The sequence below is a fragment of the Dictyobacter formicarum genome, from assembly GCF_016587435.1.
Map to the genome: position 1 here is coordinate 119,490 of NZ_BNJJ01000017.1, position 23,743 is coordinate 143,232.

The following is a 23,743-nucleotide window of genomic DNA, read 5'->3' on the forward strand; positions in this document are numbered from 1 at the left end:
CGGGCTCCTTTGCGCGAACTTAGCGCGGACCACCGGCGACGTAGATGATCTGACCGCTGACATAGCCTGACTCTTCGGACGCCAGGAAGTTAATGACATTAGCGACATCGCGTGGCTGGCCCACACGGCGCACAGGAATCGCCTTGGAGGCCGCATCAATGCGTTCCTGAGGATCAAAACCCATGCGGCGCGCCGTCGCACGCGTCATCTCGGTATCGATAAAGCCCGGAGCAACCGCGTTCGCCGTAATCCCGAAAGGTCCCAGTTCGATGGCCAGCGTGCGCGTCAGCCCCTGGAGTCCAGCTTTGGCGGCGGAATAATTGCTCTGACCACGATTGCCCAGGGCGGACGTGGACGACAGCGAGATGATGCGCCCATACTTTTGTTTGACCATGTGTACCTGGGCCGCGCGGCTACAAAGGAACGCTCCACGCAGATGCACATTCATGACCGTTTCCCAGTCATCATCGGTCATTTTAAAGAGCAAATTGTCGCGCGTCACCCCGGCATTATTGACCAGGATATCCAGGCGCCCGAAGCGCTCGACCGCTTGCTGGATGGCCGACTCTACCGCGTCTTTCTCGGTCACGTTACAAGGGACTGCCAGCGCCTGTGCGCCAATCTTCTCTATTTCAGCCACCACTTGCTGGCAGCTATCGGTATCGATATCGGCCACCACGACCTGCGCATCATCCTCAGCCAGGCGCAGAGCGGTGGCCGCTCCAATACCTCTACCAGCACCGGTGACAAAAGCTACTCGTCCATCAAGTTTACCCATGATTACATGTCCTTTCCTATCTATCGGCATAGAAATAATGAGATTGTTATTATGCCTGCCTGTTGTTACATAGAGCAAGCCAGCGGGTAGGATGTTACTCTTGCCAGCTGATCAGCACATCCAGGGCCTCAATCAAGCCAGCCTGAACCAGCAGAGGATTGATTTCCAGCGCGCTCAAATGAGGTCCTAAGGCCAGCGCGAGCGTGCAGATGCGATGGATGACCTGGCCAAGTTGCGGCAGGTCGACAGCCTCCTGGCCACGTGCGCCACGCAGCAGAGCCGCGCCGCGCAGTTCATCCAGCATGGTGAGGATCTCAGAAGGTTGAACCGGCAGCACACGGACCGCCGTATCGTTGAGCACCTCCGTCCAGACGCCTCCCAGGCCGAGCGTGAGCACAAGGCCCCAGATAGGGTCGCGCACAATGCCGACCAACAGCTCAAGGCCGCGTGGACGCATCGGCGTGACTAGAATGCCCTCAATCTCTACCTCTGGAGCCTGGTCCTGAACACGTTTCAGCATAGCGCCAAAGGCTGTAGAGACCTCTTCTTCCGTCCGCAAATTAAGCGCGACACCTCCAATATCGCTTTTATGAGGCAGCACCGGCGATTGTATCTTGAGCGCGACAGGTAGACCCAGCGTACGAGCAGCCGAAACCGCCGCCTCGACCGTCGTAGCCAGTTGTCCCGGCACCAGTGGAATGGAGGCCTGCTGCAGGAGCGAGCGAGCACGCGCTTCCGACCACGTTCCGCTGGTAGGCTCGAAGGTCAGAGATGGCAGCGGCGTCCTCACCTGCGCTGCATTCTCCTGGGGAGCCTGAAATTGTTCAGACCACCAGAGGAATCTACCCAGGGCGCGCACACCATGTTCCAATCCGGCGATAAAGTGCAGGCCAGTACGCTCGACCACCACGCGTGTCGTTGCCGGCAGATCCATGCAGGTATTGGTGGTAAGAATGACCGGGCACGGCGCCGCGCGGATAATGCGGGTCAGATTATCATAGAGCGGCAGCGTCGTGGCCAGCGTCTCGGGCGTAGGCTCGCGACCCCCCTCAACGGTCGTGAGATTCAGCACGAAATCGATGTTAGGATCATTAACTACCACCTCAAGCGCACGCTGCTGTAGCGTCGCATCCACCACCACATAGCCGGTCACATCCAGCGGATTATGGCTGGTGGAGAACGGGGGCAGCACCGACTGCAGCTGTTCTATGGTCGTGGAAGCGAATTCTGGCACCTGTAATCCCACCTCTTCTGCCAGGTCCGAAATAATGTCGCAAGCACCGCCGGATGGAGTGACGACTCCCATGCGGCGTCCCGGGAGTGGCTGGCTATAGCCTGCCAGGGCAGCGGTCGTCAACAGATCTTCAAGAGAGGAGACGCGGATAATGCCGAGCTGGCGAAAGGCTGCCGCATTGATGGCATCATTCCCGACCAGCGCGCCAGTATGGGCCAGGGCGCTGCGTGAACTGGCCTCGCTCCTGCCGATCTTGAGCGCCACAATGGCCTTGCCGAGCGCGCGAGCCTTCTCAGCTACGCGCCGCAACTCAGAGGGATGGCGCACGGACTCCAGGAAAAGCGCGATGGAGCGCGTAGACTCATCGTCGAGCAGATAGTCCACCACATCGGTCACGGAGATCATGCTTTCGTTGCCCATGGCGACCAGCAAGCTCAGGCCAATGGCATGTCCCTGGGCGAAGGCCAGTACCGCACTGGTGAGCGCGCCACTTTGCAGGACCACCCCGACCGGACCGGCCTTGAGCGGCGGTGTAATGGGCAGACCATAGGGCGTAATCTGATCGGTGATATTAATGAAGCCATTGCCATTTGGACCCAGGATGGTCAGAGAATGAGCCCGAGCATAATCAAGCAAATCCTGCTCAAGCTGAGCGCCAGTATCGCCCGTCTCGCTAAAGCCGGAGGTCAACACGACGAAGCGCGTTGTACCCAGCTCAGCTGCCTCCTGCACAATAGGGAGCACGCGAGCCGTCGACACCATCACAAACGCCAGGCCCACCACCTCGGGCACATCGCGCAACGAGCGAAAGGCACGCTGACCATGCACAATCTCCCGATTGGGATTAATCAGGTAAACGGGACCTGAAAAGCCGAAATTCCTCAGATTATCAAAGGTATAAATTGACCAGCGTGAACTATCGGTAGCTCCAATCAGCGCGATATTGCGTGGCCGAAAGAAGCGGTACAACTGCTCCGTTGTTATATGTCGGGATGGTAACATCTTTATTACCTCGCACGCGGTGCCCACAAAGGGCACAAGCTCCGAATCTATGGGATGATTCGAAAATAGGGGAGCGTGAGGTTTTCGTCGACGTTTTGGAAGACGACCTGCACTGGTGCTCCAATTTGAATGCGTTCATGGGGAGGGTCGACCAGGCGCGACATCAGGCGCACGCCCTCTTCCAGCTCGATGAGCGCGACAACAAATGGGGTAGCCGTGGCGAACGCTCCATATGCCTGGTGGACAACGGTGTAAGAATAGATGCTGCCCCTGCCGGTGGCGACAATCCAGTTCAAGGTCGCGGCATGGCAGTGCGGGCAGAGCGAGCGCGGATAGAATACCGCCTTTGAGCAGCTGGCGCAACGCTGGATACGCAGTTCACCCTGCGCCAGACCATCCCAGTAGGGACGCGAATCGCTATCCTGCTGAAGCAGCGAGGCCGGCACTTGTTCAGGCATAATGTTCAATTAATCCTTTCCCAGAATAACCGTCGCGGCCGACGAGAGCACTCCTCCGGTTCCGTGGGCCAGCGCGACGCGCGCGCCCTCGACCTGGCGTGAGCCACATTCACCACGCAACTGCCGCGCCGCCTCAATTAGTAAGAAGATACCATACATGCCAGGATGGCAGTAAGAGAGTCCACCGCCATTGGTGTTCATTGGGAAGGGGCCGCCGGGAGCCGTCCGCTGTCCACTGACAAAGGCTCCGCCCTCGCCCGGGCCACAAAAGCCCAGCGCCTCCAGGGTCAGCAGCACCGTAATCGTGAACGAATCATAGATTTCAGCCACATCGATGTCGTTCGGCGTCATCCCGGCTCTGGCGAAGGCCGCTTTACCAGAAGCAATAGCCGCTTGATGGGTAGCCAGATCAGGCATGTTCGCGATAGTATTATGGGTATGCGACTCGCCGTGGCCGAGGATCCAGACCGGCGGCTTACGCGTGGAGCGAGCCCTGTCGGCTGAAGCGACAACGACCGCGCCCCCGCCATCCGTTACCAGGCAGCAATCCAGCAAGTGTAGCGGCTCAGCCACCCAGCGAGAATTCAGCACATCGGCAATACTGATCGGCTCGCGCATCATGGCCTTCTCGTTCATTGTAGCCCATTTTCTCGTGGCCACCGCCACCTCGGCCAGCTGCTCACTGGTCGTACCATATTCATGCATATGGCGCATCGCCGCCAGAGCGTAAGCTCCCACGGGAGTCGGCAGACCAAAGAGCGGCTCGAATTGTTCTGTCAGCTTAAAGGAGGCAGGACTGCGCTGACGCGAGCGATCGGAGCGTTGCGTGCTGCCATACGTAATCAAGGCCACATCGAAGAGTCCCGCCTCAATGCCAGCCAGCGCATGCCCGATATGGGTTTCAAAGGAAGAGCCACCAATGTTCGTTGAATCGGTATACTCAGGCTGGATGCCCAGATATTCGGCCAGCATCAGATTGGGGGACCAGGCCCAGTTGCCAGCGCCGAACAGCGCCTCAACATCATCGAAGGTCAGCCCTGCATCATCCAGCGCGGCCCGAGCCGCTTGCGCTTGCAGTTGGAGCACCGTTTTATCCGGGGTGCGACCGAGATCTGACTCGGCCACTCCGACAATGGCTGCTCCACGTGAGGGGCCCATTAAAGTGCCTCCCCAACTTTGACATGGCCGCGCAAGAGGTTACGCGAAATAATGAAGCGCTGAATCTCATCGGTACCCTCAAAGATACGCCAGAGGCGCACTTCGCGGTACCAGCGTTCCACCGGCAACTCTTTGGTATAGCCCATCCCACCATGAATTTGCAGCACACGATCGATAACGTGATTGACCATATTGGAGCCATGTAACTTGGCGATCGAAGAGGCATGGCGATTATCCTGTTTCTGTTCCGCCAGCCAGGCTGCATAGAGCGCCAGCCAGCGCGTCGCCTCAATCTCAACATGCGAATCCGCGATCATCCACTGAATAGCCTGGCGATCAGCAATCGGCTTGCCAAAGGTCACGCGTGTATGCGAATAATCGATCGCCATCTGCAAGGCACGCTCGGCCACGCCCACTGCGCGGCAAGCGATCACCCAGCGGCCCGCCCCGATCCACTGCATGCCCAGGTTAAATCCTCCGTTGAGCTTGCCAAGGATATTTTTGGACGGCACGCGCACATTCTCAAAATACAACGAGGCCGGTCCCCATTCACCCATGGTATGGATATAGGTAGAGCGCCATCCCATATCGCGATCGACCAGAAAACAGGTCACGCCGCCATGTGCCCCCTTCTCAGCGTCTGTGACCGCAAAGACCATCGCAAAGTCCGCCTCATTACCATTAGTAATGAAGACCTTCTCACCATTCAGAATCCAATCATCGCCATCCTGGATGGCCCGCATCTGAATATTGGCGGCATCAGAGCCAGCGCCGGGCTCGGTCAGCGCGAAGCAAGAGCGGCGCTCGCCATTGATGGTTGGGATCAAATAGCGCTGTTTCTGTTCTTCATTGCAGTAATAGAGGATATTGTCGGCGTTACCGCCAAAGGCAAACGGCACAAAGGTACGCGCCAGTTCCATGCTCACGACCGCCGTCATCAGCGGGCCGAGATTCGCCCCACCATACTCCTCGGGTGTATTAATGCCCCAGAAGCCCATCTCCCTGGCCTTACGTTGCAATTCTCGGATCTTCGCGGGTTCAATGCCGGGTCGCCCCTCGCGCTCATTGCGCAGCACATCGCCTTCCAGGGGAAACAACTCTCTCTTCACAAAATCACGAACGGTCTGCTGAACCATCTTCTGTTCATCGGTCAGGCTAAAATCCATCACTGGCTCCTTTGCACTGTCGGTAGAGGCGTGACCTCGCAGATATTAGAGAAGACCACCCTGGTCTTCGGCCCATAACGGGATCATAAAAAAGATAGGCAGACATTCACGCATCCTGGTGAATGTCTGCTGGTGGTAGCATGCTTCTCGTTCCTTTTGCTTGTCGCTATCCGCTGAAGGTAGAGGATTGTTGATAATGTAGATCTTGTGCACAAGCGTAGCATATTTTAGGTGAATATTCAATGGAGGCGATTTTGCCGGGTGTCCGTTATATGTTTGCCCGTAGGTGCCGGGCTTGCCCCGGCTTGGAGCCCGCGCCAGCCCGGCACCTACTTGACTTTCATTTGTTGAGAAAATACACTGATGTGTATCGAATGCCTATCTACGCAAGCTCACTTAAATGAATGCTATACATTCACATCCGGTTAAGGAGGGCTCCTATGACAGCAGTTCCCAAACGGACCTATACGACACTGAGTAGCAGCGGTCTCCGCCAGGACATCCTGCCAATGCGCCTCTATCATAAAGCCAAGAAGTTAGGCATCTGGGACCCACGCGCTATCGATCTCACGCACGATCGCCAGGATTGGCTGAGCTTACCTGATGAGAAGCGAGAAGCCGTCCGCCGCAGCGTGATCGCCTTCCAGGCGGGAGAAGAGGCGGTCACCCTCGATCTGCTACCCCTGATTATGACCATTGCCCGCGAAGGTCGGCTGGAAGAGGAAATGTTCTTGACCACTTTCTTGTGGGAAGAGGCCAAGCACACAGAGTTTTTCCGCCGCGTGCTGGACGAAGTATTGCAAGAGCACAACGACTTGCATGAGGGACGCTCAGCCAGTGGCGGGCGAGATATATTTGCCGACGAACTGCCACGGACCATGAATCTCCTGCTGGCCGATCCATCTCCTATCAATCAGGCGCGTGCCTCAGTCCTCTATAATATGATCGTCGAAGGGGTGCTGGCGGAGACCGGGTATTTTAGCTTCTCGCGCATGCTGGACGAAGGCAACATCATGCCCGGCTTCAGGCAAGGCATCGCCCTGATCAAGCGCGACGAATCCCGCCACATTGCCTATGGGGTCTTTTTAATCTCTCGCCTGGTCGCCGAGGATCCGGCCCTCTGGCCGCTGGTTGAGGTGCGCATGAACGAATTGTACGCCGCCATCGTGCGCCACCAGGAGCAGGACGGAACGCCAGATGTCATTCGCGACTACGCCCGCCAACAATTTGAGAAGCGGCTCAAGCGAATTAGCCGTGCTCGCAACCAGAGCCTTGAACAGGTCTATCAGGCACCCGAGAGCGAAGAAGCCGAAGCAGTATAACATGATTTTAAACGTTGTATGTAAATAAAAATTCGGGCGATGAGGTAGAAATCGGGCGCAAGGCCCGAACCTACGAAGGAGGCGAGAATGCAGGTAAAGGCTGCTGTATTGTATGAGGTAGGCAAGGCTGCCCCTTATGCGGATTCGAATCCGTTAAGTGTTGAAAAGGTTGAACTGGCTGCGCCGGGTCCAGGGGAGGTGCTGGTGGAGGTGGTGAGCGCGGGTCTGTGCCATTCGGATCTCTCGGTGATCAATGGCTCCATGTATCCGCAGCTTCCCAATCCTATGATTCTGGGGCATGAGGCCAGCGGCATTGTGCGGGAAGTGGGTCCAGGGGTTGCGGATCTTAAGGTCGATGACCATGTGGTTTTTTCATTCGTGCCAATGTGTGGTCACTGCGACAACTGCGCTGTGGGGCGTCCCGTCCTCTGTAAGAATGGCAGTATCGCCAGCGCGCGCGGCACCCTGCTTAGCGGCGCGCGGCGGTTCAGTACAGCCAGTGGTCAACCGATTAGCTATTTTACAGCCACCTCGGCCTTCTCACAATTTACTGTGGTGTCGCAGGAATCGCTGGTGGTCATAGATCGTGATGTGCCGCTGGATAAAGCGGCCCTGCTGGGATGCGCCCTGATCACGGGGGTAGGAGCGATCGTCAACACGGCCAGAGTCGCGGCCGGTGAGTCGGTAGTCGTCTTTGGCCTGGGCGGAGTTGGCTTAAGCGCGATCATGGGGGCGAAGTTGGCAGGGGCCTCACCCATCATCGCCGTTGACATGCTGCCCTCCAAATTTGAACTGGCCAGGCGCCTGGGAGCCGACCATACCATTGAAGCTGGCAAAGATGATCCAGTGGCCGCGATCAGGGAACTGACAAAGGGAGGAGCCGCCTACGCCTTCGATATCGTTGGCAACACCGACGTGCTGGCCCAGGCCTTCAAGGCCATTCGTCCAGGTGGAAAAGCCATTGCCGTAGGCATTCCACCCAGTGACAAATTTCTCTCAGTGCATGCCGCCGCCATGGTTGTACAGGAAAAAGTGATTCAAGGCTGCTTCATGGGATCGGCGGTCCCGCGCCGGGATATAGCGCGCCTGGCTCATCTGTATATGAGCGGTAAACTACCGCTGGATGAACTGCTGAGTCCCTCGATCACCCTGGAAGAGATCAACACAGGTTTTGACCGCCTGGCCCAGGGAACAGCTATCCGACAGCTGATTCGCTTCAAGGAATAGACCTTTTCTTCGTGCAGATAAGGTAAAAATCGTCCGTAAGGGGCGCAAAATATGTGTTACGGGCTCAGGATCAATTGTCGGGTTGCGGCGACATGGATTAACAAGGTTTATCATCGGGTGAGCTGAGCACCTGCAGGCGTGCGCCGCACGACTGGCGCACAATCAACTGGGTTGGTAACACAATATGTTTAGCCTCGCCGAGAACATGTTTCTCAATGCGATTGATCAGCAGGGTACCAGCCTGCATTCCCATCGCAATACCCTGCTGCGCAACGGTCGTGAGCGGCACGCTTAAATGCTCAGCATAGCTCAAATCATCGAAACCAACGATGGCCAGATCTTCAGGAATGCGCACACCCGTGCGGGCGGCGGCCTTAATAAATTCCAGCGCCACCCAGTCATTCACCGTAAAAATAGCGCCAGGGCGATCTGGCCGCCGCACGGTGGCATCGAAGAGAGCGGCATCAGGTTCCGCATCAGTAGGCAGATCGGTCAAGAGCAAGGAATCATCGAAAGGGCGCTGGTATTCGTTTAGCGCCTTGCGATAGCCTTCCCAGCGATCGCGCACCGACGTTGTCTGCATGTCACCCGCACGAGAATAGGCAAAGCCAATCCGTGTATGTCCCAGAATCGCCAGATGTTCAGTCGCCCGATAGCCCCCACCCATGTTATCTGACACCACATAGTCGCTATCCAGATCAGCCAGATAGCGATCAACCAGCACAAAGGGAAAACCAATCTGCTTCAAACGAGTGATAGCGCTATCGGTCGATCTATTGCTGAGTGGGAAAAGTATCAGGCCAGCAGTAGTAAGTTGCAAGCGCGCAATATCGCGAGCCAGCAGCTGATCATTCTCTTCACTATAGGCGAAAATCACCTGGTAGCCACGTGATTTAACCGCCTGTTCAATGCCTCGGAGCAACTTCATATTCAGCTCATCGGTAGCCTGGCTCAAAATGACCCCGATATTTTTCTGTGCTGGAAGCGTCGCCTCCGTTTCATGCGCAGGTGCAGATGAGCGCACGAACGTACCACTGCCTTGAATGCGTTCCAGCAATCCCTCACGAGTCAACTCACTCAGAGCCTGGCGTACAGTTCCCCGGCTCACATGATAGTGTTGAGCGATCTCGAACTCAGTTGAAATGCGGCTCCCTTGAGTTAACTCACCAGACAGAATACGCGCCCGCAGCTCGCTGACAATTTGCGTATACATGGCCTTCATAGTCTTCGCATGTGACTCTTTTTCAGGTTTTTGCACAGTACGAAATTCCTTCACTGGATGAATGGACAGATAGTAGTAAATATAGCGAATCAATTGTATCATCTCACACCGCAAGGAAGAAAGCACCTATCTGGCCTCTTCATGTACAAATTTGTGTATACAAATTTGTACATGTGTTTAAGGCTGCTGCCCGGCGTAAAATGCACAATATAAGCATAGCAATCAATTGTGGGATTCAATATAATACAATCTATCTATTCCCGCAACCGATATGGCCTATAGTCTTCAAGGAACTTGAAAGACCTGCAACGCATAGTCATCATATCCATAGCGGCACATAGAGAGACATGTCTTATTAGATAGAATGCCATAGGCTTTCGGAGTAATTGTAGCGAGATATTGGCTATCTGGCGACCAGGATAATTGACCCGGGTTCTTAGGTGCAGAATACGAGAACAACGTTTTCCCAGTATGCGCATCCCAGAATTGTATCACCGAGCGATTGCCGTTATCTCCCTGTACCAACTCACTGCCGCCCACCAGATAATTGCCGGCAGCCAGGTAGTTGCCATTGGGCGACCAGGTTGCATAGACAGGCTGGCCAGATACAGGTTGGCAGGAGAAGAGGCGCTGGCCTGTCTGACTGGAGCAAACGACCATCGTCGAGCTATGCTGACCGATAATAGTAAAGGTCATACGCTGGCTATCGGGCGACCAGGAAATACTTCTATCTTTACTGTTGGGTGCATTGGGACTGATCATCGCCGCGATGTGGAAACGCGCATGACCACTCCGAGCATCTCGAACCTCCAATGCCCCCTGTCCCTGTACTCCAGGAGTAGAAAAAGCCAGCGCAGAACTATCCGGTGACCAGCTTAACAGGGTGAGAGGACTCGTAGCACTCTGAGCCTCATAGCGCCAGAGAAGATGACCGTCAGAGCCTTGATATACCTGCGCAGAGCCATCCTGACCATTGACGGCCAGCAGCGTACTGTCGGGTGACCAGACAAGCATACTTTTCTTGGACGATACCTGATATTGCGCGAGCAAGCGCTGGATATGGACATCCCACACCTGTAGAGTAGCCGGACCAGAGGCACCAGACTGTGGCTGAGTAAAGGCGACGCGTGTGCCGTCGGCTGAGAACGCGATGGACCGCGTTGTCGAGGGTAGCATAGCATGGGTCCACAGATTCTCGCCGCTGAGCGTATTTTGTACCAGGAACGCTTTATCAGTCACATAGAGCAGGCGCGTCCCATCGGCCGACCAGGCTACCGTATGGGCATCGGCATAGTGATACCCGGGCCAGTTTTTTTGTTTCCACTGTTGCTGTTGATGCAGAACATCGATTACAGATAGCCCCTGATTACTGGCGCAGGCAATATGTTTATTATCTGGTAGCCAGGCAAAGTCTACCCCTTGCCAGGGCACATCACATACCAGTTGATCGACAGATTTTTTCACGGCGGTAGTATCTACTCGTGCCGGCAGATCAAGAGCGCAGCCGCCGCTCAAAAGCGCTCCACCCAGGAGTACACCACTACGTAAAATAGCACGGCGCGAACATGTTTTCCAGGCAAAATAAGGACTATGATGCTGTTTTGTATAGTTGTCCATATGGGGTGACCTCCTTGTCAATACAGCATGGAATTAGTATACCTAATAGATAGACAAATTACGAGTTCAAAAAGACAAATTTTGTAAATTTGTTTCCAACTATTGACAAAGTGATCTATATTTTATTAATATAACTTGTGTAGATAATTTGCAAGAAGTCATTATTGATTTTTAAAGACTTCTAGTGTATGTTTCTTGCCACCTGCCACGGTGTAGGAGGATGAGAAGAAGCAGGAGATGCTCTTAAAGCCCTGGAAAAGAGCTTTCCACTTTGATGATCCACCTATTAAGCTAGCAAAGAGACCTTTGAATCATACTTATGATGAGCGAAAGGGGCCTTTGAACTCTACTTAATAGGGCAAACACGGCAAGAAAAAGCCTTTTAGCCAGCTAAAGAGAGCGCGTAATGGTACAGGATGCCATATGTCTTTCTATTGTGCCAGTATGGCACAACTATGTTTGAGCTTGCACAAGTGAAAACAGCGGTATCAAGGAGGATGCCTATGGAATGTGTAGACAGCTTTACCCCAGGTTTTTCTCAGCTTCCAATCTCTGGCTACAATCATAGTATTGCCTCCAGTTACCACGACCCTTACATTACCCAGCTGGTAAACATGACAACGATGTGTCCATGTAGGTAGTACTGGCTTATGCGCGCTTTGTACGCTCAGGGAGCCGCTACAGACGCAGTCATATGCCAGCCAAACACAACCGCCAATCTTCGCAGATTGATACGGGAAAGGGGTATTTTCATGTCTGAGCAACCGTACGTTGAGCAGTCCAATGAAACCGCAGAGCAACTATCCATGTCACGCCGGCAAGCGCTGCAGCTAATGCTTTTAACAGGAGGGAGCCTGGCCTTAGGCAATGTGCTGGCTGCATGTAGCGATAGTTCTCCGCAGAAACAGCAATCGCAATCTCTTTCACCTACGCCGCGCAACCAGACCGTTATTGTTGATCAAAGTCCACAGTTCGCTGTCTTCGACAGTTTTAATCCCTTCATTCCAAACGGGCAGGAATACGAGACAGGTTTTGGTCAGATCTGTAAAGAATTCCTCTTTTACTACAACATGATCAGCGGTGAAATCAAGCCCTGGCTGGCAACGGGCTGGAAATACAACAACGATCATACCCAGATGACCTTAAGCCTGAATCCCAAAGCACACTGGAATGATGGAAACCCCTTTACCTCCAAGGATGTGGTGTTTACCATTCAAATGTTACTGGGGAACTCCGCGCTGATCGGCGCATCCAGCTATACGCCTTACGTCAAGTCCGTAACAGCGCCAGATGAGCACACCGTGCTCTTTGACCTAAAAACCGCTAATCCCCGTTTCCACTACAACTTTATTTGTTCCATCGTCGGCTCTCAGGAGATTGTCCCGGAGCATATCTGGTCCAAGCAGAATCCCATGACCTTCAAAGCCAATCCACCGGTCTGGACCGGACCATACAAGATCGACCGCACCATTCCATCGCAGTTTATGTATATCTGGAAGAAAGACCCCAACTACTGGAACAAAGACGAGCTAGACCCCAAGCCAGAGTATGTGGTCTATCGTACCGCGCCCAGTATGGACTCAGAGGTAGAACAATTTAAGCGGGCCCAGGTGGATGTGCCAGCTTTTGACTACCAGCACGGTGTGGCCTTGAAAAATAGCTACAGCAACATCATCATCGAGAGCAAGTTCCGCGACCCCTGTCCACGCGCCATTGGTATCAATAGTGATCCCTCCAAAGGCTTGCTTGCTGATCCGCGCATGCACTGGGCCATCTCATATTTGATTGATCGCAAGACCCTGGGATCGACCGTCTGGCCTTTGCCGACTCCGCCGGCGCAGTATCCCTGGGCAGATTATCCTGCCAACGACAAATGGTCCGATCCGGCTGTCGCCTCAAAGTATGCCTTGACCTACGATCCGCAAAAGGCAAAAGACCTGCTCGACCAGATGGGAGCCAAAGCGGATAGCAGCGGAAAGCGCAGCTACAAAGGACAGCCATTGCAATACGAGATCATGACTTCGTCCAAAGTCGGAGATCCCGAATATATCAATGGACAGAAACTGGCGGAAGAATTGAACAAGGTCGGTGTTGGAGCAACCGTCCGCTTCTACGAGAACTCGGTGTGGACCAACAAGCTCAATAATGGGCAGTTTGACATCACCACCTGGTGGTTGTGCGGCGACGTCTTTGATCCGGGGCAGTTGTACACTGGTTTTGAGATCAGCAGAAGCAAGCCTATCAATCAGGATGCCAGCGCCGGTGGTAATGTTTTGCGGGCCCAGTATAAAGACCTGAGCGATATCGCGACCAAACTGGATAGCACCGACCCTTCTAGCAGCGCCAGCAAGCAGTTGTTCAGCCAGGGATTAGAGGCCTACTACAAAGACATGCCACTGATACCGCTCTACCAGACAACCTATCCAACCATCTTTAATAACAGCTACTGGACCAACTGGCCCACCGATGACAACCTCTACCAGGTTCCCTCCAACTGGTGGGGACAATTCCTGTTTGTGATCGGCAGCCTTAAGCCGACTGGAAAAGCGTAGCGCGAACACCCAATCATAAAGCATCCCGATAACCATTTCATGCTGGTCAAAGCATTCACAATGATGCCTGACCAGCATGGATCTCGCATAAAGGAGTTCCGAGATGATCAAAAGTGAGCCACAAGGAATCGCTGCGGGCAAAACGACACCCTTCTCCGCCGTGCGCTCATGGCTGGTAGCCCATCCCTTAATAGCCTACGCATTGCGACGCTTTGGAGCCTATCTTCTCACGCTCTGGGGTTCATTGACCGTCACCTTCTTCTTCTTCCGTCTCATCCCCGGTAATCCGATTGCCTCATTCGTGCAGAGCCTGCAATCGCGCCAGGTATACAACGTGCAGGCCAGCCAGGACGTCGTCCAATACTATAATAAAATATTTGGCCTGGATGGTAACCTGTTTCAACAATATCTGCACTACATGTATCAGCTGATTGTATTACATGACCTGGGGCCATCCCTGATTAGCTTCCCCAACCCATCGCAGGTGTTGATTGCCCGCTCTCTCCCATGGACCATTGGTTTATTAGGACTCTCGACCGTGATATCCTGGGTGCTCGGCCTTTTACTAGGAGTGCTGATCGGTTGGAAGCGCGAAAAAAAGGTCTCGGAATGGATGACCAACCTGTGTATTGCCCTTTCTCATATCCCTTTCTACTTCATTGCTTTAATCCTCATCTTCTTTATCGCCTACCGGCTCGATTGGTTTCCCCCAACGTCAGCCTATGATCCCGCCCTCGACCCGGGCTTCAACATAGATTTTATCCTCAGCGTGATCAACCACGGCACCCTGCCAGCCCTATCGATTGTTTTGATTGGCGTATGTAGCTGGATGCTCTCCACGCGCATGTTGATGATTACCATTGTTGGCGAAGACTACCTGACCTTTGCGGAAGCCAAAGGACTCAAGCCGCGCAGTATTGTAACCCGCTACGCCCTGCGCAATTGCTACCTGCCGCAGATTACCGGCCTGGGCATCACATTAGGATCAATCTTTAACGGCAACGTACTGGTCGAGCAACTCTTTGCCTATCCCGGGGTTGGAAATCTATTTGTCACAGCCATTCAACAACTGGACTTCAACACGATCCAGGGTATCGTCGCATTGGCCATCTTTGGTGTGCTCACCGCGAACCTGATTCTTGATCTATTGCTACCCGCCTTTGATCCACGGGTCAAATACAATTAGGGGAAGGAGAGATATTCCAATGCAAAGATTCCTGCACGCGCTCTGGAAGCTATGGACCTCCAGCATCAAAGTCCAGGCTGGCTTCTTGATCCTGGCATTTTTTATTGTGCTGGCCCTGTTACATCCAGTGATTGATGGCATCATCGGCCACGGCAGCGATCCGCTGGCCATCTCGATCAATTCTCCCTGGCAATTGCCGAATGGACAACACTGGTTGGGAACCGATCGCTATGGCCGCGACATCCTGGCCATGACGGTGACCGCATTGTCCGCCTCGCTTGAGGTCGGAGCAATCGCGGGCGTACTCTCGACCGTGATCGGAGTCGTCATCGCCTTCATCGCAGGCTACAAAGGGGGAAAAGTAGACAGCGTGCTCTCTACCATCACCGACGTATTTCTTGTAGTTCCAAGTTTTCCACTCCTGATCACCCTCTCCGCCTATTCAAAGGGGGTCAGCCTCTTTTCCGTAGCAGTGATTCTGGCCGTATTTAGCTGGCCATTTGCCGCGCGCACGATTCGCTCACAGGTACTCAGCCTGCGCAGCCGCCCCTATGTAGAGCTGGCCAAAGTAACCAAGCTAAACGATTTTGAAATCATCTTCGAAGAACTGCTCCCCAACCTGCTCCCATTCATCGGCGTTGGCTTTGCCTCAGCCTCACTGGGATCGATCTTTGCCCTGGTGGGTCTGGAGGTCATCGGCCTGGGGCCCAGCAGCACACTGGATCTAGGTCTAATGCTAAACTGGTCGCAGAGCTGGGGAGCCTTGAGCCTGGGAGCATGGCCTATTTTTGTCGCCCCCGTGGTTGTGCTGGCTTTGCTCTTCTTCTCAGTTAATCTGGTCAACATTGGACTTGAAGAGGTATACAATCCACGCCTGCGCAAGACGGCTGGCGCATAAGCAGGAGACAGATAAAAATGGCAAACAGCACATTGCAGAGCGCGGACATGAAGTCCCTGATCGGCTCCCCATTGCTAGAGATCGAAGATTTGCGCGTCTACTACGACACGGTCAGCGGCGTCTCAAAAGCGATTGACAGCGTTACTTTGAACATCAAGCGAGGCGAGATCCTGGGTATTGCCGGAGAATCGGGCTGTGGGAAAAGTACCCTGACTACCGCCCTGCTGCGCCTGATTCAACGGCCCGGCTATATCGCCGGAGGCGAGGTCCACTTTTATCCCGCCAATCAGCAGCCGATCAACCTGCTAGAGTTGAGCGGCGAACAACTGCGTACCATACGCTGGAAGCATCTCTCCTACCTGCCACAAGGATCGATGAACTCGCTCAATCCGGTGCTACGCGTCGCCGACCAATTCGCTGACGTCATGATAGAGCACAGCGCAATTAGCAGACGCGAAGCCTTAAAAAAGATTCCCCACCTATTGCAACAGGTTGGACTGGATGAGCATGTCGTCAGAATGTTTCCCCATGAACTCTCAGGCGGCATGAAGCAACGTGTCACCATCGCCATGGCAATCGCGCTTAATTCTGACCTGGTGATCGCCGACGAGCCAACGACCGCTCTCGACGTACATAATCAGCGCATCATCATTCAAATGTTGGGAGAATTGCGCGACCGACTGGGGATGACCATCATCCTGGTCACCCATGATATGGCGGTCCATGCTGAACTGGCGGACCGTGTCGCTGTCATGTATGCAGGATCATTTGTCGAGGTTGGTGATGTACGACAGATATTCAAGGCTCCCCGGCATCCCTATACGCAAGGGCTCATCAACTCCATTCCCAGCGTTGGTGGACCCCGCGTGCGGCTGGCAGGCATCAAAGGCAATACACCCAGTCCCCGCAACTGGCCAACTGGATGCCGCTTTCACACACGCTGCCCACAGGTCATGCCGCGCTGCTCACAGGAGGTTCCACCATTGATACCGCTCTCCAATCAAGCAACCGCCGGTTTAACAGAGGCGCAGATAGAGCAGCAAAAACAGACCCTGGTGGCCTGTCACCTGTATACACAACCTGAAACGGAGAGTGCTCATGGCAACTAGTTCCAGTGACATCGTCCTGAATGGCATTACCCAGATTTTTCGTGGCGCAGCGATGCGCAGCACAGGCGGCGAATTTAAAGCCGTAGACGATGTATCATTCACCCTCTCGGCCGATCCCCCGAGCATCGTCAGCCTGGTGGGACAGAGCGGCAGTGGCAAAAGTACGATTGCCCGCATCATCCTGGGACTGCAAAAGCCAACCCAGGGGAGCGTAACATATCGAGGAAAAGATATATATAAGCTCTCGGCGCGCGAATATGACGCCTACCGCCAGGAAATACAGCCGGTTTTTCAAGATCCCTATGGTATCTTCAATCCCTTCTACCGCGTCGACCGCATCTTCTGGACCGCGATCAAAAAGTTCAAGCTGGCCAGTAACAGGCAGCAGGCACTGAGTAAAATCGAAGAATCGCTACACGCGGTAGACCTGCGACCAGAAGATATCCTCAACCGTTATCCGCACCAATTGAGTGGAGGACAGCGCCAGCGCGTCATGCTCGCACGCGTCCACCTGCTGCAACCCAAATTTATCATCGCTGACGAACCCATCTCCATGCTCGATGCAGCGGTGCGCGTCCTCTTCCTCAACATCCTGATCGACTTTCAGCAAAAATACGGCATGACCACACTCTTTATCACGCACGACCTATCAACCGCCTATTACGTCGGAGGAGAAATCCTGGTAATGTCGAAAGGACAGATCGTCGAACGAGGCGATATCGACAACGTGCTGGTGCACCCCACGCATCCATACACCAAAATGCTGCTCTCATCCATTCCCATTCCCGATCCAGATGCGCGCTGGCAAGACAAAACCAGCCTGGTAGATATCGAAGGAGCAACACCCAGTGTAGAACTGCCGGACATGGAAGTCCCAAGATGATGAAGCATCGCTTCATAGTTTGTGGTGTGTGATGGAGAGGCGGCCGCAGCCGCCTCTCCATCACACGCGGGAAGTATTGAAGAACGGTGGTAGATGGAGTTATTTTACCAATACCATCAGGCGCCAGCCGCCGAAAAAGCGCACGGCCAGATCGGGATCGATGGCGTAGCAGAGCTGACCGGGCAATCTAAACAGCCCTCTCTTTGTCATGCGCAACAGCTTGATCAGATCCTGTTTTGGATTTTGTCCCTGGGACCACGGTGCGGTATCGAGAGGCTGTAGACTATAAAAATAATCTATTACTTCATAGCCAGCGTCGCGCAAAATCTCCAGCGCAATATCTTTCGTAAAGAAATGCAGGTGTCCCGTAGCGTGACGATAATCTATTAATTGATTGCGCGCGATTGAATTCACCGAGAGATCCAGCGGCAACTGAAGAATTTTATATGTACTTTTTGGCTTGAGCTCGCGCAGGATCTCGAAACAATTTTCAAAGTGCTCCAGAACATCCACCAGCAGGATCAAATCAAATGTTGTTAGTGGAGTCTCCTGGAAAAAATCGGCCAGATGAAAATGGAGGTGTGAATTCTCACGCTGCTTAGCCAGAGCGATGGCTTGAGGGGCAATATCGTAGCCATCAAATGTACTCTCCTCTGGCAGATGCCGTTGCAGGATGCGCAGGATTTCACCAGCCCCGCAGCCAATGTCACAGACGGTATGGGGAGAAAGTGTGTTGCGCCTGATCATCTGGAGCACACTGTCTGCTTTCCATTGAGCTGCATCAATATGCCAACCAGGATTTTTTTGAAGATACTCACCATTTGTGTAAAAATCTGCGACTACCATCTCGTGTTCTCCTTCATTGTTGCAGAGCCGTGTAAACGCATCGACAAGTATATAGAATATTTTATAATCATAAGATGAATATTAGCTGAAAAATTTGCGTCATATTCATCACTTATTATATCTTAAAGTTGATACACTTGACTATGACGCGTTCACAAGAAACATAAAATCTACAAGGATTAACTTTTCTAATGTCTAATTTAATCTAATGAGTTTGTAGCTGTTAAAGCTTTTACTGGGTTTGTAAATAAATGATAATGCTCAAAGATTAATCTGTCATGAATGCCCGGTATAAAATCGTGCCATTTGGCTATTCATTTTTTTTACGGACTTTACGCCTTCTCCAGAACCAGATGCCGCCGGCCAGCAGCACCATGCACGGAATAATCGGGAACGCGGTCAGACAGGCGGCATCTTCTAGATAGACAGCTGTGCAATCGGGCGGTCCAGACATATCCTTAAGCTTAATTGTCGTATTTACATTGGGCAGATCTGGTCGCGGAACGAAGACAGGGTCCCGTTGCATAAGTTGAGGTGTATAGCTAGTATAGAAACGCGTAATATAGGAGTTGGGAGCGGGTTGATCTGACAGATAGCGCCCCAGAGCATAGGGGCTGATAGATTGCGCATATTCTGTAACAACACCATAGCCTCCCACTTGTTGAATCGCGCTATCAACTAATTGATGATATTTCATAACAGGATCGGGATCAAGGTTGCTAATATTATCGGGGTGAACCTCCACTTCACGATAATTTTGCGGTCCAAAGCGTTGTTGAGCCAGGATAGAGACCTCCATCCTCATCTGCTGCTTGATATCGGTAGCTGCCAGGCGAATTGGAATCGTCACCTGTTTCATCACCGTGGGAAAAGTAATTTGCACTGGAGCAATATTGGCCACGGTTCCCTGCGTCCGCAAGCGCATCGCCAGAAAATACATATAGTTCTGCACATAAGGACGAATCAAATCCTGCGTATTGATAGGAACCGTGTACTGGTGTGACTGCAGCCAGGACGTAAGCGCCTGCGCATCTCCCGAGCGAATGACCTGATACGTAAATGGTCCTACCGATCCTCCCGCATAAATGTCTACCCTTGAACCACCAGTTGTCACAGGAGCATTAGCAGATGTCCCATTGCTGAACAGAGATTTCATAATATCAGCAGAATCACAGTTATGGATCTCCGGCTGTATAAATCGAGGAGCGGTATACGTTTCAAGTTCATTAAAAAGCGCTGGAGAAGCGGTATTGACCGTGGGGACCGTTGCTACCGGGAGCACCCAGGCAAAATCATGAGCATTGCCCTGATAGCGTATCTGTTCATAAAGAGTTGTCTTCTGCGTACCAATTGAAATAAGTAAACGCTCAGTATCCTGACTAATTTTCGCCTGATTAGTAGACGTGAACAGGCCGCCGCAAGCCTGGGCGGATGCTGGCAGGAACATAATGAAGCAAATGGAGAGCAATAAAGCTTTAAAGAAGAAAAATTTGCGCAGAAATAAGGGCTGAAAGATCATATAAATGGGCATCCTTTCTGTACATCTACAGAAAAGACGCTGCCAGGGGCCAAAATTCATCACTAAATAAAAGGAAAATACGGTTTTTACGAACAAAACACATTTTCACACGCTTTTTAGGTTTATCTGGCACCGGCATAGCCAGCATCATCCAGCACTTCCTCGATTTTCTGCAGAGAAACCTGTCCAGCGACTCGGTTGTATGTAGTTGTAAACCCATACTCAGGAGACAGACATATATGGATGATACTCACCAGGAGTAACAAATGTAAATCCAGGTGCTATAATGTTGGGGTATTGCAGGAGTTTACATATTGAGAACGAAAGAAAAAGCATATGTCGCAAACTGAAAATGAGCCATTAACCTTTATGGCCGTCCATGCTCATCCTGACGACGAAGTATTTGGTACCGGTGGAACCTTTGCGCACTACGCCGCACAGGGAGTACGCACCGTATTAGTGACAGCCACTCTTGGTGAAGAGGGGGAGATCGTCGATCCGACGCTGGACGAACAGGCAAAAGAAGCCATGTTTCCACGCCTGGCCGAAGTACGTCGCCAGGAGCTACGGGCGGCAATCGAAGCACTACATATCCAGGAATCGCGCCTGCTCGGTTTCCGCGACTCAGGCATGGCAGGGACGGCCTCCAACAACCATCCTGAATCTTTCCACCGTGCCATCTTTGATGAAGCTGTCAAACGCCTGGTCGCCCTGATTCGTGAGCTCAAGCCGCAGGTACTCGTCACGTATGACGCCTTTGGCGGCTATGGTCACCCAGACCACATTCAAGCCAACCGCATCACCAACGCCGCATTTGACGCCGCAGGAGAGTCTCGTTGTTTTCCCGATCTGGGCCTGCCAGCCTGGCAACCATCCCGGCTCTACTACACAGCAATGCCACGCTCAATGATGGTTGAAACCATGAAAGAGATGCAGAAATCCGGCGTACCAGGGCCATGGAATAATCCGGCCATGAATACCGCCATCATGGGCACGGCGGACGAACTCATCACAACTCGAATCGACGTAAGGAAATACATCGATCAAAAGATGAAGGCTTTCGCCGCCCACAAAACGCAGATCGCGCCCGACAACTTCATCTTCACCATTCCAGATGCACAGAGAGAGCAAGCCTTAGGCTATGAACACTTTGTGCTGGCACGCAGCGCCCTGGAACCGTTGACCGGAGCACTACAACAGGACCTGCTGGCTGGCCTGAAATAGCAGCCATACCTGGATATTCTTATGGCCTTGATATGGCGTCTGACGTGCCCTGCTTTAGATGGTAGGATATATCATAAGGCTACACGGTTGACAACGAAGTTACCACATGTAGGGAAGGATACAATGATGAGCGGATATATTGTCTTAGAGGGGGGCGACGAGTTTGGTGGCAAAATGGCCGAGCCGGACCGCCGGGCTGTCGAGCTTGCTGGTGGAGTGGATGCCAGCATAAGCATCATTCCGACGGCCGCGGCCCCCGATCACAACCATCGACGAGCAGGCATGAACGGGGTCAACTGGTTTCAACACCTGGGCGCGACGAATGTCAAATCGCTGCCACTGATCGACAAAGCATCTGCTAATGCGGAAGAGATCATCGCCGCGCTCAACCAGTCCAACCTGATTTATTTGCTGGGTGGATTTCCACATTATCTAGGGCAAACGCTACTCAGGAGCAGAAGCTGGGACGCTATGCGGCAGGCCTACGAGCGCGGAGCAGTATTGGCGGGAAGCAGTGCAGGCGCCATGGTTTTATGCCAGTACTACTTTGATCCACAGAGCAAGAAAGTCATCGAAGGCCTGGGACTCATACCACAGGCCTGCGTCCTACCTCATCACAATGTCTTTGGCAAAAACTGGGCCACGCAGCTAACATCCCTCCTCTCCCAGGCTATCCTATTGGGAATAGATGAGCAGACAGGCATGATCAACGACGTGGTCGCCGGACAAAAAAACATCTGGCGCGTATATGGTAAGGGAGGCGTCACCATTTATCGCGCAGGCAGCACCAGCGTCTACAAAACAGGCGAGTCTTTTGAAGTTTCTCTCCGCTAAATGGATCGGCCCCGGCGTTTGATTTGCATGTGTAAGCCATATTTGGGTCGGATGGTAATCGTTTTGTCAGTATCGGGGATAATCTGCTGACCGGGAAGCAGCGTGAACGAGACACGCTGCGCCAGGGTTGCCAGCAATAGATGGCCCTCCATCAAAGCAAAATGATTGCCGATACAAATACGGGGTCCGGCGCCAAACGGGAGATAGGCGAAGCGCGGCAACCCGGCTTCGTTCTCAGCCTGAAAGTGATCAGGATCAAACTGCTCAGGATTGGGAAAGTAGTCAGGACGGCGCTGGATCGTGTAGGGTACAATCATAATCGTCTGACCTTTGCGCAGATGATAGGGTCCCAGTTTAACCGGGCGTAGCGCTACCCTGATTAGCGCAATCGAAGGTGGATAGAGGCGCATACTCTCTTTTAAAACCTGCAACGTATAGGGAAGTTGTGAGAGATCAGCATAGGTGGGCGACCGACCCTGCAGAACCGTATCCACCTCGTGCTGCAAACGCTGATAGATGTCGGGATGTTGTGCCAGCAAGAACCAGGTCCAGGTCAACGCCGCCGCCGTCGTTTCATGTCCGGCCACAAACAGCGTCAGGGCCTCATCCTTGATTTGCTGATCACTCATACGAGCCCCATCCTCATCCCGCGCCCGCAACAGGATAGACAGAAAATCATCACCATTTTCACCACTGGCCCGGCGCTCATCGATCATCTTCTGCATGCGTCGATTGAGCAGATCCAGCGCCTGTCGTGTCTGTTTATTGCGCTCCGTAGGCCAGTTGAGAGGAAGAGGAAAAAAAGACGAAAGGATATAATTGATATAGGCCAGCGAGAGGCTCAGTGCGCCCCCAAGCTCATCAGTTTCCGCCAACACATCGGTTTGAAAAAGCACATTCCCAACGATACTCATGGTCACCGCCATCATCTCGCGGCTCACATCCAGGGTCGCACCGTCCCGCCATGTCTGCTGTGCGCGCTCGCTATATTCCACCATCGTCTGCGCATAATTGACAATGTGCCGTGGCTGGAAGGCTGGCGCCATAATCTTGCGCTGCCGACGATGCAGCTCGCCCTCACTGCTAAACAGACCCTCGCCCAGCACTGGCCGAAAGGCGCGACGCATAATAAAGCCCTTATCGAAATCATTGGCGTGCTCCACCAGGGCCGCATGCACCAGCTCGGAAGAATTAAGCAGCAGCATCGGGACTGGTCCCACCCTGAAGGAGCCAATATCGCCTGTCTGGCGTGCCACCGCCAGTAAAAATGCCAGCCGATCCTCGCGGATCGCTGCCAGGCTGCCCAGCAACGAACGCTCATTAAACGCAGGAATCCGCGGCCCCGACAATGTTTCAGCACCAGTTTTCATCAGTACCTCTTCCCGATATATAAGGCTATATATAACGCAGGCTTCATATCTGAATTGCGCCAGATATGTACACAATATTATACGCCGCAGAATTTTATAGCGTTGTGCAAGCAAGCGAAAGCAACAAGAAACACGATT

Annotated in this window: 20 protein-coding genes; 9 read left to right on the plus strand and 11 right to left on the minus strand. The window is 53.1% G+C overall.

The window, feature by feature from the left end; genetic code table 11:
• Positions 1-19: 19 nt before the first annotated feature.
• The 5 genes from JMI88_RS26780 to JMI88_RS26800 all read right to left on the minus strand — a co-directional run bounded on the left by JMI88_RS26780 (position 20) and on the right by JMI88_RS26800 (position 5,796).
• A complete protein-coding gene (locus JMI88_RS26780) occupies positions 20-778 on the minus strand; it encodes an SDR family NAD(P)-dependent oxidoreductase (protein WP_201365025.1) in 759 nt (252 codons plus the stop codon).
• Between the two features lie 94 nt (positions 779-872).
• Complete coding sequence (locus JMI88_RS26785) at positions 873-3,014, minus strand: acetate--CoA ligase family protein (protein ID WP_201365026.1); 2,142 nt, start codon at positions 3,012-3,014, stop codon at positions 873-875.
• Between the two features lie 47 nt (positions 3,015-3,061).
• Positions 3,062-3,472, minus strand: coding sequence for a Zn-ribbon domain-containing OB-fold protein (locus tag JMI88_RS26790; protein WP_201365027.1), 411 nt, complete (start codon positions 3,470-3,472; stop codon positions 3,062-3,064).
• A gap of 9 nt (positions 3,473-3,481) precedes the next feature.
• The gene (locus tag JMI88_RS26795) at positions 3,482-4,630 is read right to left on the minus strand and encodes an acetyl-CoA acetyltransferase (protein ID WP_201365028.1); all 1,149 of its coding nucleotides are present in this window, start codon (positions 4,628-4,630) and stop codon (positions 3,482-3,484) included.
• Positions 4,630-5,796: an acyl-CoA dehydrogenase family protein gene (locus JMI88_RS26800; protein ID WP_201365029.1), complete on the minus strand. Its 1,167-nt coding sequence runs from the start codon at positions 5,794-5,796 to the stop codon at positions 4,630-4,632. Before JMI88_RS26800 ends, JMI88_RS26795 begins: the two co-directional genes overlap by 1 nt.
• Positions 5,797-6,236: 440 nt before the next feature.
• On the opposite strand from JMI88_RS26800, the gene JMI88_RS26805 reads away from it, so the two are divergent.
• Positions 6,237-7,118, plus strand: a complete 882-nt coding sequence (locus JMI88_RS26805; RefSeq protein ID WP_201365030.1) for a R2-like ligand-binding oxidase — start codon at positions 6,237-6,239, stop codon at positions 7,116-7,118.
• Positions 7,119-7,205: 87 nt separating this feature from the next.
• Complete coding sequence (locus tag JMI88_RS26810; protein WP_201365031.1) at positions 7,206-8,345, plus strand: zinc-binding dehydrogenase; 1,140 nt, start codon at positions 7,206-7,208, stop codon at positions 8,343-8,345.
• A 97-nt stretch (positions 8,346-8,442) separates the two neighbouring features.
• Here JMI88_RS26810 and JMI88_RS26815 read toward each other — a convergent pair whose 3' ends face one another.
• The gene (locus tag JMI88_RS26815) at positions 8,443-9,603 is read right to left on the minus strand and encodes a GntR family transcriptional regulator (protein WP_201365032.1); all 1,161 of its coding nucleotides are present in this window, start codon (positions 9,601-9,603) and stop codon (positions 8,443-8,445) included.
• Positions 9,604-9,852: 249 nt separating this feature from the next.
• Positions 9,853-11,184, minus strand: a complete 1,332-nt coding sequence (locus JMI88_RS26820; RefSeq protein ID WP_201365033.1) for a WD40 repeat domain-containing protein — start codon at positions 11,182-11,184, stop codon at positions 9,853-9,855.
• Between the two features lie 752 nt (positions 11,185-11,936).
• On the opposite strand from JMI88_RS26820, the gene JMI88_RS26825 reads away from it, so the two are divergent.
• The 5 genes from JMI88_RS26825 to JMI88_RS26845 all read left to right on the plus strand — a co-directional run bounded on the left by JMI88_RS26825 (position 11,937) and on the right by JMI88_RS26845 (position 17,812).
• Positions 11,937-13,736 (plus strand): ABC transporter substrate-binding protein, encoded by a 1,800-nt coding sequence (locus JMI88_RS26825; protein WP_201365034.1) that lies wholly within the window; start codon positions 11,937-11,939, stop codon positions 13,734-13,736.
• Between the two features lie 103 nt (positions 13,737-13,839).
• Positions 13,840-14,922 (plus strand): ABC transporter permease, encoded by a 1,083-nt coding sequence (locus JMI88_RS26830; RefSeq protein ID WP_201365035.1) that lies wholly within the window; start codon positions 13,840-13,842, stop codon positions 14,920-14,922.
• 19 nt (positions 14,923-14,941) lie between these two features.
• Positions 14,942-15,820 carry an ABC transporter permease gene (locus tag JMI88_RS26835; RefSeq protein ID WP_201365036.1) on the plus strand — a complete coding sequence of 293 codons (879 nt, stop codon included), beginning with the start codon at positions 14,942-14,944 and terminating at the stop codon, positions 15,818-15,820.
• A gap of 17 nt (positions 15,821-15,837) precedes the next feature.
• Positions 15,838-16,929, plus strand: coding sequence for an ABC transporter ATP-binding protein (locus tag JMI88_RS26840; RefSeq protein WP_201365037.1), 1,092 nt, complete (start codon positions 15,838-15,840; stop codon positions 16,927-16,929).
• Positions 16,919-17,812, plus strand: coding sequence for an ABC transporter ATP-binding protein (locus JMI88_RS26845; protein ID WP_201365038.1), 894 nt, complete (start codon positions 16,919-16,921; stop codon positions 17,810-17,812). The genes JMI88_RS26840 and JMI88_RS26845 overlap by 11 nt, the downstream gene beginning before the upstream one ends.
• A 99-nt stretch (positions 17,813-17,911) precedes the next feature.
• Here the strand turns inward: JMI88_RS26845 and JMI88_RS26850 are convergent, their stop codons facing one another.
• From JMI88_RS26850 to JMI88_RS40250, 3 genes are all read right to left on the minus strand, one after another.
• Positions 17,912-18,658: a class I SAM-dependent methyltransferase gene (locus JMI88_RS26850; protein ID WP_201365039.1), complete on the minus strand. Its 747-nt coding sequence runs from the start codon at positions 18,656-18,658 to the stop codon at positions 17,912-17,914.
• Positions 18,659-18,968: 310 nt separating this feature from the next.
• Positions 18,969-20,177: a DUF2330 domain-containing protein gene (locus JMI88_RS26855; RefSeq protein ID WP_201365040.1), complete on the minus strand. Its 1,209-nt coding sequence runs from the start codon at positions 20,175-20,177 to the stop codon at positions 18,969-18,971.
• A gap of 25 nt (positions 20,178-20,202) precedes the next feature.
• Positions 20,203-20,328 (minus strand): hypothetical protein, encoded by a 126-nt coding sequence (locus tag JMI88_RS40250; RefSeq protein ID WP_268906027.1) that lies wholly within the window; start codon positions 20,326-20,328, stop codon positions 20,203-20,205.
• A gap of 185 nt (positions 20,329-20,513) precedes the next feature.
• Here JMI88_RS40250 and mshB point away from each other — a divergent pair, with 185 nt between their 5' ends.
• Together mshB and JMI88_RS26865 are read left to right on the plus strand one after the other, a co-directional pair.
• A complete protein-coding gene (gene mshB, locus JMI88_RS26860) occupies positions 20,514-21,401 on the plus strand; it encodes an N-acetyl-1-D-myo-inositol-2-amino-2-deoxy-alpha-D-glucopyranoside deacetylase (RefSeq protein WP_201365041.1) in 888 nt (295 codons plus the stop codon).
• A 123-nt stretch (positions 21,402-21,524) separates the two neighbouring features.
• Positions 21,525-22,235: a cyanophycinase gene (locus JMI88_RS26865; RefSeq protein WP_201365042.1), complete on the plus strand. Its 711-nt coding sequence runs from the start codon at positions 21,525-21,527 to the stop codon at positions 22,233-22,235.
• Here the strand turns inward: JMI88_RS26865 and JMI88_RS26870 are convergent.
• Positions 22,232-23,605: a cytochrome P450 gene (locus JMI88_RS26870; protein ID WP_201365043.1), complete on the minus strand. Its 1,374-nt coding sequence runs from the start codon at positions 23,603-23,605 to the stop codon at positions 22,232-22,234. The two genes, JMI88_RS26865 and JMI88_RS26870, sit on opposite strands and share 4 nt — an antisense overlap.
• Positions 23,606-23,743 lie beyond the last annotated feature (138 nt).